This is a genomic window from Maribacter sp. UH1, from assembly GCF_056839145.1.
The window spans coordinates 2493049-2511875 of record NZ_CM166387.1 but is presented as its reverse complement, the minus strand read 5'-3'; the positions used below and the strand labels follow the sequence as shown (position 1 = coordinate 2511875).

General features: G+C 38.5%; 6 protein-coding genes. 3 read left to right on the top strand and 3 right to left on the bottom strand.

All coding sequences use genetic code 11. The features are described 5' to 3' along the window. The first annotated feature begins 65 nt into the window (after window positions 1-65). The 3 genes from UH1x_RS10880 (at window position 66) to UH1x_RS10870 (ending at window position 6488) form a co-directional block, all read left to right on the top strand. On the top strand, window positions 66-1229 hold the full coding sequence (locus UH1x_RS10880; protein WP_482621716.1) for a FecR family protein: 1164 nt from the start codon (window positions 66-68) through the stop codon (window positions 1227-1229). Window positions 1230-1517: 288 nt separating this feature from the next. Then, entirely contained in the window at window positions 1518-4712 is a 3195-nt protein-coding gene (locus tag UH1x_RS10875) for a TonB-dependent receptor (protein ID WP_482621715.1), read from the top strand. 18 nt (window positions 4713-4730) lie between these two features. After that, window positions 4731-6488 (top strand): RagB/SusD family nutrient uptake outer membrane protein, encoded by a 1758-nt coding sequence (locus tag UH1x_RS10870; protein ID WP_482621714.1) that lies wholly within the window; start codon window positions 4731-4733, stop codon window positions 6486-6488. 666 nt (window positions 6489-7154) lie between these two features. Here UH1x_RS10870 and UH1x_RS10865 read toward each other — a convergent pair. From UH1x_RS10865 to UH1x_RS10855, 3 genes are all read right to left on the bottom strand, one after another. Then, window positions 7155-7385: a hypothetical protein gene (locus tag UH1x_RS10865; protein WP_482621713.1), complete on the bottom strand. Its 231-nt coding sequence runs from the start codon at window positions 7383-7385 to the stop codon at window positions 7155-7157. 526 nt (window positions 7386-7911) lie between these two features. After that, entirely contained in the window at window positions 7912-8835 is a 924-nt protein-coding gene (locus tag UH1x_RS10860) for a PorP/SprF family type IX secretion system membrane protein (RefSeq protein ID WP_482621712.1), read from the bottom strand. Window positions 8836-8850: 15 nt separating this feature from the next. Continuing rightward, the gene (locus UH1x_RS10855; RefSeq protein ID WP_482621711.1) at window positions 8851-18744 is read right to left on the bottom strand and encodes an Ig-like domain-containing protein; all 9894 of its coding nucleotides are present in this window, start codon (window positions 18742-18744) and stop codon (window positions 8851-8853) included. Window positions 18745-18827 lie beyond the last annotated feature (83 nt).

The window sequence follows — 18827 nt, the reverse complement described above, 5'->3', positions numbered from 1 at the left end:
CAAAAATAAGGGTATTGATATTTAGCCTTGTATTATTAATATGAAACGATATAGAATAATTATAGATGATTAGTGATGAAATCCATAATTGCTTAGTAAGGTATCTAAACAACTCAGCTACAGCCTCTGATTTGAACATTTTAAATAAATGGATTCAAATTTCTTCTAATAATATACTCTTTGATGAATATATTAAAACACATTTTGCAATTACTATTGGTATGAATAATCCAGATCCTTCAGAAATAAAAAGGCAACTTCTAAAAGAAATTAGAAAAAACAAAAATATCTTTTATCGCATAAAACCAAAATCTATATTAAAGTACGCAGCTGTAGGTTTTCTCTTTTTAGGGATTGGTTATATTTCTCAAACAAGATTAGAGAAAATTTCATCTCAAGATGTACCTCAACCTAAAGAGGAAAATATTACACTAGAATTACATGATGGAAATGTAAAGATTATATCTGAAGATGGTTCTGATAAAATTGTCGATATCAACGGGAAAATTGTAAGTAAAAAACAAGGTCGTCAGTTGATGTATTCTAATGATTTAGATATCACTAAAGTAACTTATAACACTCTTACGGTGCCATATGGAAAAAGATTTAATTTGAATCTTTCGGACGGGACCAAAATTCACCTTAACGCTGGAAGTTCTCTTCGTTACCCAGTAAAATTTTTACCTGGAAAAATTAGACAAGTTTATTTAAAAGGGGAGGCATATTTTGATGTAGCTAAAAATGAAAAAAACCCATTTGTTGTAAATGCTTATGAACTTAATGTACAAGTAATGGGTACGGAATTTAATGTTATTGCATACCCTGAAAATAGTGATACAGATGTGATTCTTATTGAAGGATCGGTAGGTTTGTATGAGAGTAATGAAGAGTTTGATATAGAAAAAAGCACAATGTTAAAGCCCGGTTTCAAAGGCAGTTTTAATAAAGAGTATAAAACAATTGACACCAATAAAGTGAATACCACCCTGTACACTTCTTGGATAAATGGAACTATAGTTTTTAGAAATGAGACTTTTGAAAATATTATTAAAAGTCTTGAACGCCAGTATAATACTACTATAATTAATAATAACACCACCCTTGGAGAGGAAACATTTAATGCTAGTATTGAAGTTGAACGAGAAAGTTTAGAAGAGGTTTTGAACTACTTCAATAAAGTTTATGCAATAGAACACCAAGTCGTGAATAACAAAGTGATTATAAACTAATTCAAAAGCTTAAGATATGAAAACAAATACCTAATCCATTTTAAAAGAAAATTAAAAATCGGAAAATGCGCTAACATTTCCCGATTGTAAAATGCGATTAAACTCTAATTAAGTTAACCACCAAAACACACTAAATATATGAAAAAAGCACGAATCCCATTTGTTAAAGGCATCGGGGCACCAAAAATTGACCTAAAAATGAAATTATCATTGTTTTTTTTATTGATAACTATGTTCTCTCTGCAGGCCAATACGGCTTATTCTCAAAAAACAAAGATCTCTTTAAATATGAAAAACGTTACCGTTTCACAGGTAATTGATGAAATAGAGGTTAAGACTGAGTTTAAATTCATTTTTAACACTAAGGCATTAGATTTAAAAAGGCGTGTTTCTATAAATGTAGAACAATTTACAGTAGATAGAATACTAGAAAAATTATTCAACAAAACCAAAACTACCTTTGAAATCGACAATAGAAAAATCCTTCTTCGTCAAAAACAAAGGAATAAAATAGTTTCTGTTAATCAATCTAAAATAGCAACTCCACAAGACCTAGAAGTTAGTGGGTCAATTACAGATTCTAATGGTCAACCTTTGCCTGGCGCAAGTATCTTGGAAAAAGGGACTACCAATGGTACTCAAACTAATTTTGACGGGGAATTTTCCATAAATGTTGCTAGTCAAGATGCGATACTTGTAGTTTCTTATCTCGGTTTTATAACAAAGGAAGTTTCTCAAAACAATCAAACTGAATTAACTATTATATTGGAAGAAGATGCTTCTAAGTTAGAAGAAGTAGTTGTAGTTGGTTATGGAACACAGAAAAAATCAGATGTAACTGGTTCAATAGCTTCGATAAAAAGTGAAGACTTCAACCAAGGGGTAGTAACAAACCCAGGGCAACTTTTACAAGGAAAACTAGCGGGTGTTAATGTAGCTTCTGTAAGTGGTGAGCCTGGTGCTACTCAAAATATTATTATACGTGGTGTTGGTAGTCTTCGCTCGGGTACTACGCCTCTTTTTGTTATTGATGGCTTTCCAATTGATAATAGTTCTACGGGCTTGGAGTCGAACCCTTTGAATTTTATAAACCCTCAGGATATAGAATCCATGGATGTTCTGAAAGATGCTTCTGCCACAGCTATTTATGGTGCCCGTGCAGCTAACGGGGTTGTTGTGATTACTACCAAAAAAGGTAAATCTGGTAAAACGAAGATGAACTTGTCGGTTTCGACAGCTATATCGAACATAGCAAGAGAAATAGACGTGTTTAGTGCCGCTGAATTTAGACAACAGGTCCCTGCAGTTGGTGGCATCTTAGACGATCAAGGCGCAAATACCGATTGGCAAGACGAATTGACAAGAACAGGTATATCAAATAATGTGAACTTCTCTATGAGCGGTGGTGCCACTGATCAATTTTCTTATTTTATATCTACCGGTTTAGAAGATCAAGAAGGTATTTTAGAAAACAGTGGGCTAAAGCGATATTCAGGCAGGGTAAACTTGAACCAGAAAGCTATGAACGGACGCTTGAATGTTGATTTCAACTTAACAGCTTCAAGAGTATTGAATGAAAGGTCTGACGGCGGGGCTGTAGGGAACAATGTTAATGAACAGAGCACGATTGTAGATATGTTACAGTTGAATCCGACTATTCCCGTATTCACCAATGGGCTGCCTACACTTTTAGACGGACGTTTGAACCCTGTTGAACGCAATCGTCTTTACACAGATTTAGCGAACCAAAACCGAATCTTAGCCAATATTGCAGCTTCGTTTGAAATCATAAAAGGATTAACATACAGAGGGAGTATAGGTATTGATTATTCTTCAGCAACACGTGATCAACAACAATTACCCTTTGCACTATTAGAAGGTTTTGAAGATGGGTTATTGAATACCTTTACCACCACCAACAGTGGTTTTTTAGTTGAGAATACCCTAACCTATTCTTTTGATACTGGAAAACATAATGTATCGGCATTGGCTGGTCATTCGTATCAAGAAACCGAAGTCAGGCAAAAACAATTGCAATTGGAGGGCTTTGCTCTTAACGGTATTGAACCCCGGTTTCAAGATCAAATTAGTACTGAATTATTACCTACAACACTTAACTCTCAAGCCTTCACAAATGAACTACAGTCCTTTTTTGCTAGGGCACAATATGCCTATGACAGCAAATATTTGTTAACTGCAACCATGCGGGCTGACGGTTCTTCAAAATTCGGGGAGAATAATAAATATGGCTACTTTCCATCAATAGGATTAGGTTGGAATATACATGAAGAGAATTTCATGGCTGATAATACCTTATTCACGAATCTAAAATTAAGAGCAAGTTGGGGGGAAACTGGTAACCAAGATGGTATCGACAGTAAAGTCAGCTTAGCGAGTTTCGCGGATTCGAAAGGTGATATTGATACCTACCCGTTAGATCCAAATGCTACGACATTGGATGATTACCCTTTCGGTACTGTAGCAGTTCGTACAGCCAACCCAGACCTGAAATGGGAAATTGCTACGCAAACTACGATTGGTCTTGATTTTGGGTTGTTAAACAACCGATTGACTGGCTCGCTAGATTACTTTAATAAAGTGACAAGCGATGTGGTTTTGTTGGCCTCTAAGATTGACCCTATTCAACCAACAGAAACATTCTGGACGAATGTTGAAGATATGGAAATACGAAACTCTGGTATTGAATTTGCATTGGACTATAACAGTGATTTCACCAAAGATTTTTCATATAATATTGGTGGTAATATTGCTTATACAGACAATGAGGTGAGAGATTCCCCATTCTCCGTCCTAACTACTGGTAGAGCATCAGGGGCTGGTCAAACAGGTGCTACCATTAATGGATATCTAAATGATGAGCCCGTAGGCACCTTCTTTCTAAAGGAGTTTATAGGTATAGGTGATGACGGATTAAATCAATTTAGAGATGTTGTTGCCGATGGAGAGGATTTGGATAATGATAGAATAGCCGCTGGAAGTGCCTTACCTGACGTTATTTATGCCTTCTTTTTTAATTTTAAGTATAAGCAACTTTCTTTGGGTTTGAATTTTAATGGGGTCGCTGGTAATAAAATTTTCAACCATACGGCTTTGACATTATTCAGTAACGGTCAACTCAGTAGAAATTTAAATACGACCAACTTTGCAACACAATTTCCTAATGAAGACCTTAGCAATTCTAATGAAGTATCCACCCGTTATTTGGAAGATGGTGGTTTTCTGCGACTGAACAACGCTACTTTGGCCTATAACTTAAGCCCGAAAGGAGCGTTTGGCGATTTGGTAAGCGGTATTCGATTTTCACTAACAGGTCAAAACATATTTGTAATTACCGATTACTCAGGTTTTGATCCTGAAGTAAATACAGGTACTTCTTCAGGCGGTATTCAAACATTCGGCATCGACCGTTTTACATACCCTACGCCTAGAACATTTCTATTTGGACTAAATGTATCATTCTAATAAAAAAATAATTAACAGATGAAAAACAAAATTTTTATAACGGTATTAGCAATCGCTTCCCTGTTAAATTGGAGTTGTACCGATTTGTTGGAAGAAAGAATTGATGAAGCGGAATTTGGCGGGCAAGCCGAAGTAATAAGCGGAGCCATCGCACCAGCTTACGGACAGGTGTCATCTACATGGTATATGACGCGTTACTATGGTTTACAATTAATTGCTGCTGACGAAGCTATTTTACCATTCCGTGGTGGAATAGATTGGTTTGACGGCGGTAAATTTATGTCAACCCATAGCCATACCATTACTCCCACCAATGACTTGGTAGGTGATTCTTGGAACGAGCTTACGGAGAATATCGCTAGAACATTGGCGGCAATTGAAGTATTAACTCCTTTGTCTGAAGCAGGAGATACCGAAGCGGCAGGAGCTTTGTACGAAATGATAGCTTTACGAGCGTATTTGAATATGCTGCTTTTAGATAGTTGGGGCCTTGTACTCAGAAAAGATTCTTCAAACGAGCTTTCCACAGTACTTAGAACACAAGAAGCTATTGATTATGTCGAAAGCGAATTCTTGTCTGTTGTAGACCTTATCAATACCGATAAAGGATCTGGTAGAATGACGCAGAGTGCTGTTTGGGGCTTCTTGGCAAGATTACATTTAAATGCTCCCGTATATCGCGACCCTTACGGTACGCCAAATTTTGAAGCAGCAGATATGGACAAGGTTATCCAATATTCTGACAACGTGATTAATTCTGGATTATATAGCTTATCTCCTGAATATTTTGAACTCTTCAATGATGATAACGGGCAAAATGCGGAGTTGATTTTTGCTTTAGACCAGCGCGGTGTCTTAAGAGAAGAACATAGTCGTTGGTCCTATTGGTCTATTTCAAAAACTATGTTTCCAAGACCAGAACACCCAAGTGCAGATGGTACAGATGGCCCTGGAGTAACTTCTGATTTCGTCCAAACTTGGGTAGATGCATATGGTGATGTCGACCCTGCCGAGGCTGATTCTCGATTCTATCAAAGAAATACCTTGGTTCCTGAAGCACAACTAGCAGATTTAGCAGGCCGAGAGCCGCTACTTGAAACAGAAACAGAAAATAGTTTTTATTGCGTTGACGCTTTAGATTATGAAATGGACAGAGGAATTATAAGAGGTATGCTATGGGGGGCTAGAAAAGGTTCTGATGGTGCATTTTTAACCTGCGACGACGGTAAGATAAAAATATTACCTGTGCAGCTAACAAAAGGAAACGGACCCTTTGTGGATATAGGATATGTGAACCACACTTTGGATATCGATTTCACAGTAGAAGGTTCATTACATGATGCAGGATATAGAACTGGTAAATATGCATTTAGTGCTACCTCTCCAAATGGTAATCATTTCAGTAGTATTAATCTTGTATTGATGCGTTTGGCAGAAATTTATTTAATGCGTGCAGAAGCGAAATTAAGAAAAGGAGATAATGGCGGTGCATTAGCTGATGTGAATCTAGTAAGAACGTCTAGAACAGCTAGACCTGATCAAACTCCAGCTCCATTGGCAGCGCTTGATGTGAATACCTTATTCAGAGAAAGAGGTTTTGAATTTTATTGGGAAGGTATTCGAAGAACTGACCAAATTCGATTTGGTAAATATGAAGATTCTTGGACAGATAAAACCGATTCGGATCCAAATAATCGTTTATTTCCGATTCCACAAAGTGCCATTGATGGTGCCTCAGGTATAGAAGGTTTCCTAGATCAAAATGCGGGATATTAATTTGTTTAGTAGACCCTTTATAACATTGTCAATGTAATGTTTGATAAGAGTAAGTTGTTAGTTTAAGTTAGTTTCTATTAAAGGGTGGCTATTGACAATAGTCATCCTTTTTATACGTCTAAATAAAGGAGATTAAAAAAGAATATATAGCCTCTAATTATGAATAGTCTATTTTCAGAAAATCCAAGTGATATTTTAATGCAGTTTCATTCGGGTTGGATGTAAAAAAAAGAGTACAATACAACTCACGGAAACATCTATACTTGCGATACTCATATACTTTTATTGTGGTATGAGAATAGTATTCCTAAAGGAAGATCAGTAAAAAAACATGTAATCACTCAAATTGCACCAACGCTTTCTATACTATTAAATATTATATTACCCTCTACAAGTAATAGAAATCCTATTGAAGAAATATTTAAAGACCAAGAACTAATAAATTTAACATCAAAAAAAGAGTAGCACAGATCACCTATTGAATTATTATCACCTCATTCATCATCGTAACAACCAGTACAAGAAGGATTATTTTGGGGTATAAACTATCGTAGATATATTAAAAATAAGGTACAGTAGGTTTTTCTTAATTACTCTCAACAAAATTATCAATAGCTAAACCACTATTGTGATATAACTATTTTAATAAGTTGAAAAACGTATATTTTAATATCTACCACCTAGTCTTTCATTCATAATCTTAGCATACAAAATTTGATTCTCTTCAATTTGTTTTTCTAAATCGCTAAGTACAGGTTTTGATTCTACGTTCAAAGTACTTTTTGAATCTGAATACGTGTCATTACTTTTAATTGTTAAATCATTTAATAAAGTGTCTAACTCTTTACTTACTGACTTCTTTGATAGATTTTGAGGAGTTTTCTTAATTGAAAACAAAGACTGTATAGGGGGTCTTTATCAATTACAATAAGCGCATATTTAAAAAATTCATTTTCCACTACATCATTCCCATACCCTTCCAAGGCAGAACAATTAATTTCTATATCTTCTTTATTTAAAGTTATGTACACCGCCTCACTAAAACATACTTGATATTTATAATTCTTAATAACATCTTGGCTTTTTATCTTCATTTTATTTAACTGCTTTATTCTTATCGTCTAATCGCTTGTAAAGTGGCAACGTTCTTCTATTCAGGTCTATACTTTTCACTTCCAAAAAAGTTCGTTCCATAGTGTCTTTGACTTTAAAAGTCCCTCTAATGGCATTTAACATTTCAAACTGCTCTAAATATTCAACTATAATATAAAAATCTGTATACAGTCTTGAAATACGTTTAGAGCAGTTCTGTAAGTAATATTTGAATGTTGTATTTCGTAAACTTGGGTTTTCGTTTTTAGTTTAATCCAAAACAAAAAGCTCTCAAGAAATTGAGAGCTTTTTTCCTTTTATAGTATGTAGTTTAAAAGAATCTAGGCGACTTAATTATTCTATCCCTAGACTTGAGCATGAATCTCAAAAAGATCTCGTGCGTTCCAGAATTATATGCCGTTAATTGAGTGGTAGAAAAATCATAGGCATACCCCATATTTAACTGTGGTGTAATCTGCAATCCAAAAAGTGCACTTACACTATCATCCCATCTATAATTTACACCAAGCGTTAATTTTTCGTTCATTAAGAAATTAGCAGATACATCTGCTGAAAGCGGTGCACCCGCAACATGTTTTACAAAGAACGAGGGCTTAAACTTTAAAAACGGATTTAAATCAAATACGTAACCACCTATTAAGAATATATGAATACGCTCTACAGATTCTGCTTCTTGTATTTCATCATAATGGGTGTTTGTCAAAATATTTGGAGTGGAAAGTCCTATATAGGCGTTTCTTGTATAATAGAATACCCCTGCCCCAATAGATGGTAAGAGTTTTCCATTTACGTTTTCGTTTAAAAATACATCACCCTCATCTCTATACAGACCTTTGCTCCAATCTATACTTAAAAACCGTACTCCGGCTTTTAATCCTAAAGCAAGTTTATCACCCTTGCGGTTCACGACCAATTGGTGGGCATAGTTACCATCAATATAGGTTTCAGAAGATGGACCAATTTCATCTTGTACGATTGAAAGTCCCGCTCCATCATATTTCCCAATAGGGGAATCAATACCGAACGTCAGTGTTTTTGGAGTACCTTCAACACCTACCCATTGGTTTCTATATAAAGAGATGATAGCCAGATTACCTCTAGACCCTGTGTATGCCGAATTTACGGTCATTGTATTATAGTTATAATGGGTGTACTGAGGGTCCTGCTGAGAGAATCCGTCTGTAGTACCTATTAAAGCCACTATTATTATCGTTATGTATAAGCTAAGCTTCATACCTATTTTATAATTTTATCTAGTTATGTATAACCAACCTGTTTTTGGCTCTGAACCATCACCGAAATCTATTAGATAGAAATACGTACCTACAGGCAGTTTCTCTGGTGCGCTTATGGTAGCTCTACCCATTGAAGTACCGTCCCATGAGTTATCATAGTTATCCATTTCAAATACTTGGTTACCCCATCTATTAAATACCTTGACATTATTATTTGGGTAATTCTCAATACATTCAATAAAGAACACATCATTTAAGCCATCATTATTAGGTGTAAATTTGTTGAATACCGTAAAACATTGTGCCTGTGTAACGACTGGAGTTGCTTCTGCCCTATCATTATCCATATTAAGATCTACTTGATCTACATAGATTAGTTCAGCTACATTGGTATAGTCATCAACATCCGTAACATTAACTGTCATTTCCAATGATGCCGTTGCACCAATTGCTATGCTAGGAATATCCCACGTTGCAGTTGTTTCACTATAAACGCCATGTGTAGCTGTTGCAGAAACAAAGGCATAACCTGACGGAAGCACATCTTCCACTCCTATATTTGTAGCTTCATAAGTACTATTATTGGTAACGGTCACCGTAAATACAATAGTATCCTCAAAGAAAGTTTCCTCTTTGTCTATCGTCTTAGAAATCTCTAAGTCAACCGTTGGTGCATTGATCATATGACTATCCTCATCATCTTCACTTTGATCACCATCATCATTATTAGGAGTTGAGTCCGGATCAAATTGATCAGATGCAATTACCTGTGCAATATTGGTATATTCATCGGCAACATTATTTGGCGCATTTAATGTCACCTCATAACTCACTACCTGTGTACCAACAGGAACGTTTGCAAAATCCCAGGAAATTACATTTCCAGAAACGATACCGCCGTTGTTTACAGTGCCTAAAGTATAACCATTAGGCAAGGTATTTTCAATACTCACATTTGTAGCAATGCCAGGTCCGTCGTTTGTTAAAGTCAATTCAAAAGTTACCGTATCTCCAGAATTTGGAGCCGGGTTAGATGCTGAACTTAATGCTATACCTAAACTTAAATCTGCAGGAATTAAAACGATTTCAGCATTATCCTCATCATCTTCACTTTGATCACCATCATCATTATTAGGAGAGGAATCTGGATCCAATTGATCTACGTTAACAATCTGTACCGTATTTAGATATTCATTTGTTGTATTCGTAGGTACATTAATAGAAGCCTCAAATGTCAAGGTTGTAGTAGTTCCATTCGGAATATCTAAACCACTCCATAAAATCTCGTTACCAGTTTGTACTCCACCTTCATTAATTGTAGTTACCGTAAAGCCAGCAGGAACAATATTAGACACCTCAACATTGGTAGCGTCATCGATTCCATTATTAACAACCTCAACGGTAAAAGTTAATACATCACCTGGATTACCTGTATCCGGTGTAACGGTATTTATAATTTCTAAATCGGTTGATTGTAGTCGTAGCTCCACATTATCCTCATCATCTTCACTTTGATCACCATCATCATTATCAGGAGCAGAATCAGTATCAAACTGATCCACCGCAATAACCTGTACCGTATTCAAATATTCATTTGTAGCATTTACAGGATTGTTTACATCCACATTAAAAGTCAATGTAGTCGTCGTTCCACTTGGTATCGATAATCCGGACCAAGAAATTGTATTTGCACTTTGCGAACCACCATCATTTATTCCAGTTACCGCAAAACCTACAGGAACTATATTTTCAATACTAACGTTGGTAGCATCATCAGGACCATTATTAAGGACATCAACAGTAATTATCAACGCATCACCAGGGTTTGCACTTGGTTGCGAAATTGTATTTATTACTTCTAAATCTGCCACTTGCGGAACAATAGATGCCGATGCTTCATCATCTTCACTCTGATCGCCATCGTCATTATTAGGTACAGAATCAGAATCATAATTTGTTGCCGAGGTTACTTGTGCAATATTCAGATATTCGTTTGTTGCACCTGTAGGGGCATTAACTATAGCCGCTATTTCTACAGATACACTTGCACCGTTAGCTAAACTAGGTAAAGTCCAGTTTCCAGTAACAGCATCATATATACCATTAACAGTACTACCTGTATCGCTTACATAAGTATATCCTGCGGGAAGTAAATCGTTAATTACAGTTCCGCCTGTATCATCACTTGGACCATTGTTGGTAGCAGTTAGGGTGAACGTAATAGTATCGCCAACATTAGGATTTGCAACATCTACCGAATGCGCTATTTCAATATCTGACGTAGCATTCACGGTTATAGTCACACTATCTGTATTTTCACAAGTATTGCCATCTGTACCAACAACCGTATAGGTAGTGGTCACTAAAGGATAAACGGTATCACCATCGGTAACACTATTATCCCAAACGTATGACGTAGCTCCAGAACCATTTAAGGTAACCGGTTCACCAGCGTTAATTGTTGTTGTTGATGCATTAGCAACTACATTTGGCAATGCATAAATTGTCAAACTCACAGGGGTTCTACTAAAGCTCGTACAAGAGCTTGCATCATCTACTTTTTCCGCATAATATGTTGCAGTACCCACAGCATTAATACTTGGGTCCGCTACCACATTTCCGCCAGTTGCGGCATCATACCAAACTACACTATAACCAGAAGGAATAGATACCGCAGCGGTTAAGGTCTGAGTAGGATTCTGCTCACATTCCGCCTGATCACCACCACTGGTAGGTGCAGGTGGAGTTTCCTCTATTGTTAAGACAACTTCCGTTCTAGTATTACTAACACAATTGGTCACATTTTGTACACTTTCAGCGAAATACGATACTGTACCTACGGTATTCAAAGATGGATCTGTAACTACATTTCCACCCGTTGCCGCATCATACCAAACAATAGTTGCGTCTGATGGTGGCGTTGCCGTAGCTGTTAAAGTTTGAATAGGATTTTGTTCACATTCCGTTTGATTACCGCCACTTATTGGAGCATCAACTAGCGGACAAGCACAATCAGGTGCTGTAACTGCCATGGTTTGTGTACAAGCATTTGGTGCCGTAACAGTTAATGTTATATTATTTCCTGAGATAATACCTGATATGGTCCAATTATTTCCACCATTATCAGTAACCGTACCTTCTGTAGAAGTCACCGTTCCTTCGCTAACATCTACAGAAACCGAATAGGTCAATAGATCAGGGGCACAAGTGGCCGCCGTTGCTATAGTAATATCAGGAGTATCTTGAATGGTTAAGTTTACCGCAGTTCTTGAAAGGCTTGTACAAGAGCTGGTAGTATTTTCACTTTCTGCATAATATGTTACTGAACCTACAGTATTTAATGTTGGACTAGCCACTACATTTCCACCAGAGGCAGCATCATACCACACAACACTTGAACCTGCAGGGGCAGTTGCCGTAGCTGTCAAGGTTTGAATTGGAGAAGCCTCACATTCCGTAACATCCCCACCACTAATTGGAGCAGTTGGCGCAGCTTCAATAGTTAAGGCAACCGCTGTTCTTGAAAGACTTGTACAAGAACTTGTAGTATTTTCACTTTCCGCATAATACGTTATAGAACCAACAGTATTCAACGTTGGGCTAGCAACTACATTTCCACCAGTTGCCGCATCATACCAAACTACGCTTGAACCTGCCGGAGCAGATGCTATCGCAGTTAATGTTTGAATAGGATTCTGTTCGCATGCTACCTGGTCACCGCCACTTGTTGGAGCTGTCGGAGCAGCTTCAATAGTTAAAACAACCGCTGTTCTAGTGCTGCTTACACAGTTCGTTACATTATCACGACTTTCAGCATAATATGTAGTTGAACCGGTTGCATTCAAAGATGGATCGGCTACTATGTTTCCTCCAGTAGCAGCATCATACCATACTACCGTAGCACCTGCTGGCGGTGTTGCCGTTGCCGTTAATGTCTGAATAGGATTCTCTTCACATTCCGTTTGGTTTCCTCCACTTACAGAAGCATCCACTACAGGACAAGCACAATCAGGAGCAGTTACATCTAAAGTCTGTAAACATGAATTCGGTGCCGTTACCGTCAAAGTAATATCGTTACCTGAAGTAATTCCGGATATCGTCCAATTATTTCCACCGTTATCAGTAACCGTACCTTCTGTTGAAGTTACCGTACCCTCGCTAACATCTACAGAAACCGAATAGGTCAATAGATCGGGCGCACATGTTGCTGCTGTTGCGATAGTAATATCTGGAGTATCCTGAATAGTCAAGCTTACCGGTGTTCTTGTAAAGCTTGGACAAGCACTGGTATCGTTTTCACTTTCCGCATAATAGGTTACCGTACCTACGGCATCTAAAATAGGACTAGCTACTACACTTCCTCCAGTTGCGGCATCGTACCAAACTACAGTTGAACCTGCTGGTGCAGTTGCCGTTGCTGTCAATGTCTGTATTGGTGAAGCTTCACATTCTGTAATATCTCCTCCGCTGATTGGAGCCGTGGGTGTTGCATCAATAGTCAACACTACTGCTGTTCTACTTCCGCTTACACAGTTCGTTACATTATCACGACTTTCTGCATAATAGGTTGTATTACCTGTTGTATTCAATGATGGATCAGCTACTACATTTCCTCCAGTAGCGGCATCGTACCATACTACTGTAGCACCTGCTGGCGGTGTTGCCGTTGCCGTCAATGTCTGAATAGGATTCTCTTCACATTCCGTTTGGTTTCCTCCACTTACCGGAGCATCAACTACCGGACAAGTACAATCAGGAGCAGTTACATCTAAAGTCTGTAAACATGCATTCGGTGCCGTTACCGTCAAAGTAATATCGTTAGCTGAAGTAATTCCGGATATCGTCCAGTTATTTCCACCATTATCAGTAACCGTACCTTCTGTTGAAGTTACCGTACCCTCACTAACATCTACAGAAACTGAGTATGTCAATAAATCGGGCGCACATGTTGCTGCTGTTGCGATCGTAATATCAGGTGTATCTTGAATAGTCAAGCTTACCGGTGTTCTTGTAAAGCTTGGACAAGCACTGGTATCACTTTCACTTTCCGCATAATAGGTTACCGTACCTACGGTATCTAAAATTGGGTTTGTAATTACACTTCCACCAGTAGCGGCATCATACCAAACTACGCTTGAACCTGCAGGGGCTGTTGCCGTTGCTGTCAAGGTTTGTATTGGCGACGTTTCACATTCTGTTTGATTTCCTCCACTGATTGGAGCAGTCGGTGTTTCATCAATAGTCAACACTACTACCGTTCTACTTCCGCTTACACAGTTCGTTACATTATCACTACTTTCAGCGTAATAAGTTGTTGTACCTGTTGCATTCAATGATGGATCAGCTACTACATTTCCTCCAGTAGCGGCATCGTACCAAATTACCGTAGCACCTGCTGGCGGTGTTGCCGTTGCAGTTAATGTCTGAATAGGATTCTCTTCACATTCCGTTTGGTTTCCTCCACTTACTGGAGCATCCACTACAGGACAAGCACAATCAGGCGCTGTAACCGACATGGTTTGTGTACATGCATTTGGCGCCGTAACCGTTAATGTAATATCATTACCCGAAGTAATGTCTGATATCGTCCAGTTATTTCCACCGTTATCTGTAACCGTACCTTCCGTTGAAGTTACCGTACCTTCGCTAACATCTACTGAAACCGAGTATGTCAATAGATCAGCCGCACATGTTGCAGCTGTTGCAATCGTAATATCAGGAGTATCTTGTATGGTGAGTACAACAGCGGTTCTACTAGTACTTACACATGATGTTGTCGTATTCTCACTTTCCGCATAGTAGGTCACAGAACCAACAGTATCTAAAATTGGGTTGGTAATTACACTTCCACCAGTTGCCGCATCGTACCAAACTACAGTTGAACCTGCTGACGCAGTTGCCGTAGCGGTCAATGTCTGTACTGGTGAAGCTTCACATTCTGTTTGATTTCCTCCACTGATTGGTGCCGTTGGAATAGGCTCAATCGTTAAACTTACCGCAGTACGTGAATGACTCACACAACTTGATACATCATCCTGACTTTCTGCAAAATACGTTATTGAACCTACACTATTTAAAGTTGGGCTCGCCACGACATTTCCTCCCGTGGCTGCATCGTACCAAACAATAGTAGTTCCTGACACACTTGTGGCGGTTGCCGTTAAAGTCTGTATTGGTGCAGTTTCACATTCCGTAATATCACCCCCACTTGTTGGAGCGGCAGGTGCTGCTTGAATAGAAAGACTAACAGCCGTTCTTGTAGTACTCGTACATCCGTTAACATCATCAACACTTTCAGCATAATAGGTTACCGAACCAACAGTATTCCATGTAGGACTAGCTACCATGTTTCCACCCGAAGCTGCATCATACCACACAATACTTGCACCCGTAGGCGGTGTTGCCGTAGCAGTTAATGTCTGTATAGGGTCTTGCTCACATTCCGTTTGATCACCACCACTTGTTGGTGCATTTACGGTAGGGCAAGCACAATTTGGTGCGTTTATACTAATACTTTCCGAACATGTGTTTGCATCGATTACCGTAACAGTTATATTATTTCCTGAAGTAATTCCAGAAATGGTCCAATTATTTCCACCATTGTCGGTTACTGTACCTTCTGTTGAAGTTACCGTACCCTCACTAACATCTACTGATACAGCATAGGTCGATAAATCTGCAGAACAGGTTTGTGAACTAGGTGTAATCGCTATTGTAGGATTTTCGTTCATGGTCAGCGTTACCGGTGTTCTGGTTTCACTTACACATCCACTACTTGTTGTGCTACTTTCTGCATAATATGTAATAGTACCTACTGCATTTAAAGTTGGACTAGCCACCATACTTCCACCTGTAGCTGCGGTATACCAAACTACAGTAGCTCCTGCCGGTGCGGTTGCACTTGCCGTCATTGTCTGCGCTGGGTTTGCTTCACATTCTGTTTGATCACCACCACTTGTTGGTGCATCAGGAATAGCGTCAATAGTCAAAGTTACTGGTGTTCTTGAAAGGGAAATACAACTACTAGTATCATCTTGACTTTCCGCATAATAGGTAATTGAACCTACTGTATTCCATTCAGGACTGGCTACAATATTGCCACCCGTTGCTGCGTCGTACCAAGTTAAGGTAGTACCTGAAGGTACCGTTGCCGTAGCGGTTAAAGTTTGTATAGGATTCTGCTCACATTCCGTTTGGTCACCACCACTTGTTGGTGCAGCTGGTGCAGGTTGTATAGTTAGAGATACTGGTGTTCTTGTGAAACTAGTGCAACTAGTAACATCATCTTGACTTTCCGCATAATATGTTATAGTTCCTACGGTACTCCAATCAGGATTCGCCACTACATTTCCACCACTAGCAGCATCATACCATACTAAAGTTGCACCAGAAGGTACCGTTGCAGTTGCGGTTAGTGTTTGGATAGGGTCTTGCTCACATTCCGTTTGATCTCCTCCGCTTACCGGTACAACTGGCGCAGGGTTGATAGTTAGGCTTACAGCAGTTCTCCCCACACTTGGGCAACCATTTACGGTATCATTACTTTCTGCATAATATGTTATAGTACCAACCGCGTTTAATATTGGACTAGCCACTACATTTCCACCTGTAAGGGCATCATACCAAATAATGTTCGCTCCAGAAGGAGGTGTAGCCGTTGCCGTTAATGTCTGAATAGGATTTTGCTCACATTCCGTTTGATCTCCTCCGCTTGTTGGTACAACCGGTGCAGTATTTACAGTTAATACCGCCTCATCTGAAATTGCATCAGAACAACTCGCAGCAGGACTAGTAGCTATTGCTCTATATCTATTACCGTTTAATGCCAACGTTACATTTGAAACAGTAAGTGTATTTGTATCTATATCGCTATATGGTGCAGTTTCAGTTAAATCGACCCAACTAGAGCCATCAAAAAGTTGCCATTGTATCGTACCTGAATCTGTAGCTACGGCATCAAAAGAAACCGAACCTCCTTCACAAACCGCTTCGTTTGTTGGTTGAGTTGTAAAAACCGGTGCATCATAAACATTTACTTGTAATCTGATTCTACCACCTTCGCAAGTTGCACTTCCATTTATACTTGATTGTGATACCCAATATGATTGTTGACCTGAAACAGCAGTAGTTGGTACGGTAGTTCCTGGTAATTCATTTCCTCCGGTTGCAGCATCATACCACTTTAAGTTTGTACCTGTTGCATGGGAATCTAATGGTTCTGCCTTGTCTCCTAAACAATAATCTACGGGAGAATCAACTACGGGAGCAGTTGGTATCGCATATACAATTACATCTATTTGCGTACGATCACTTTCACAAGTTGTTGAGTCGTCTGTTTGACTTACATAATATGAAGTCGTCCCAGCACCAGAAGTACTTGGCGTAGGTGCCGTTGAAGCGGCAGTACCACCAGTAGCAACCGTGTACCATTGTAAAGTATGATTTGATAAGGCTGTAGCCGATAAAGGTATCGCTGTTTCACCCACACAATATTCTACAGGACCATCGGCAGCCGGTGTCGGTGGCTTAGGTATTTGATATAAATCTATCGACAGGAAATTTTCACTCGTACACCCATTGGCATTCTGTGAATACACTAAATAATTTCTATAAAATTCACCGGTAGCAGGTGCCGTATATGTAGTAACGCCTGTTGCTACCAAATTACCATTTTCATCGTACCAGTTAGCTGTTTCTCCACCAGCAACATCTACCGTTACAGACATTTCTGGAGGTGTATCGCCTTCACAATACATATATTCAGTGGTCCCCGCAGGTGGGTTTACATCATTTTCAACAGTGATATTAAAAGATCTTTCCGCAAAATTTCCAGAAGCGTCTCTAACCGTATATCTAATAGTAGTAGTACCTATATCAAATTGATCACCACTATCAAGTCCCGTACCATCAGTTCTGAAAATTACATAATCCGCAATTTCACAACTAGTATCGTTAATATTAGTCACAATAGTTCCAGGGATAAGCAGATCATCTAAATATGCCTCCATACCGGAATTGAACAAAGAGGTAGAAGAATATCGAATCTTGATCTGATAATTACCTACCAGGTTAAATGGTATAATTTCTTGCTGAACACCAGTCGTAGTATACGTTTTACTAAAATAGCTAGTAGTAATCGTAGTTCCATCTTCATCTAAAACATCTAAGTGAATGGAAGGGGAATTGTTAGTACTTGATATACTATGCGAAAAAGTAATTTCTCCAAAGCCATTAAAGTAAAAAACAGGTGTAGTCATTGAACTAGCAAAAAAAGTTCCGCTAGAAATACCTGTAGAAACTAAATTTCTTGTTCCGTTTATGACTCCGCCACCTTCAATTGAAGAACGAACGAAGGTATAACATTGGTTAATTGCGTTTTCAAAATCTTGAAGCACGGAAGCTTCCCCTTCACCAGCAGGACAGTTATCTGAAGCCGTAGGCTCTGCCCAAGTATGAGCAGCTGTACATGTATCTGGATCAGCTGTTAAAGTTACATCTGTAGGAAAAGTGTCAAATATAGGATCTTGATTATCTTCAACAGTCACATTAAAAGTACAGACCGTTACATTACCACCTGCATCTTCTGCCCTATAAATTACAGCGGTTGTTCCTGGAAGAAAAGAATCACCAGAACTATAATTACTTGTTACACTTACCGCATCTGCAGAAGCAGTTGGGGGAGTCCAAGTTACAACAGCACTACATTCATCTGTAGTATAAGCAATAGATATATCTGAAGGTGGACAATTTGAAAAAGTTGGAGGTACATCTATAGCATCATCATATACGTTAACTAAAACCGAATTAGTTAAAATGCTATTAGTGTGTACTTCATTAGCAGTTGAAAAGCTAGAAAAGCCAATCAACAGTAATAATGATATAAGTAGTTTAGTAAGTTTGGACATCATCAAGTTATACTTTGCTCTAATGATCTCATTTATTCTTAAACACTTTAAAAAGTATTCTTAAATAAGCTCAATCACTATCTAGC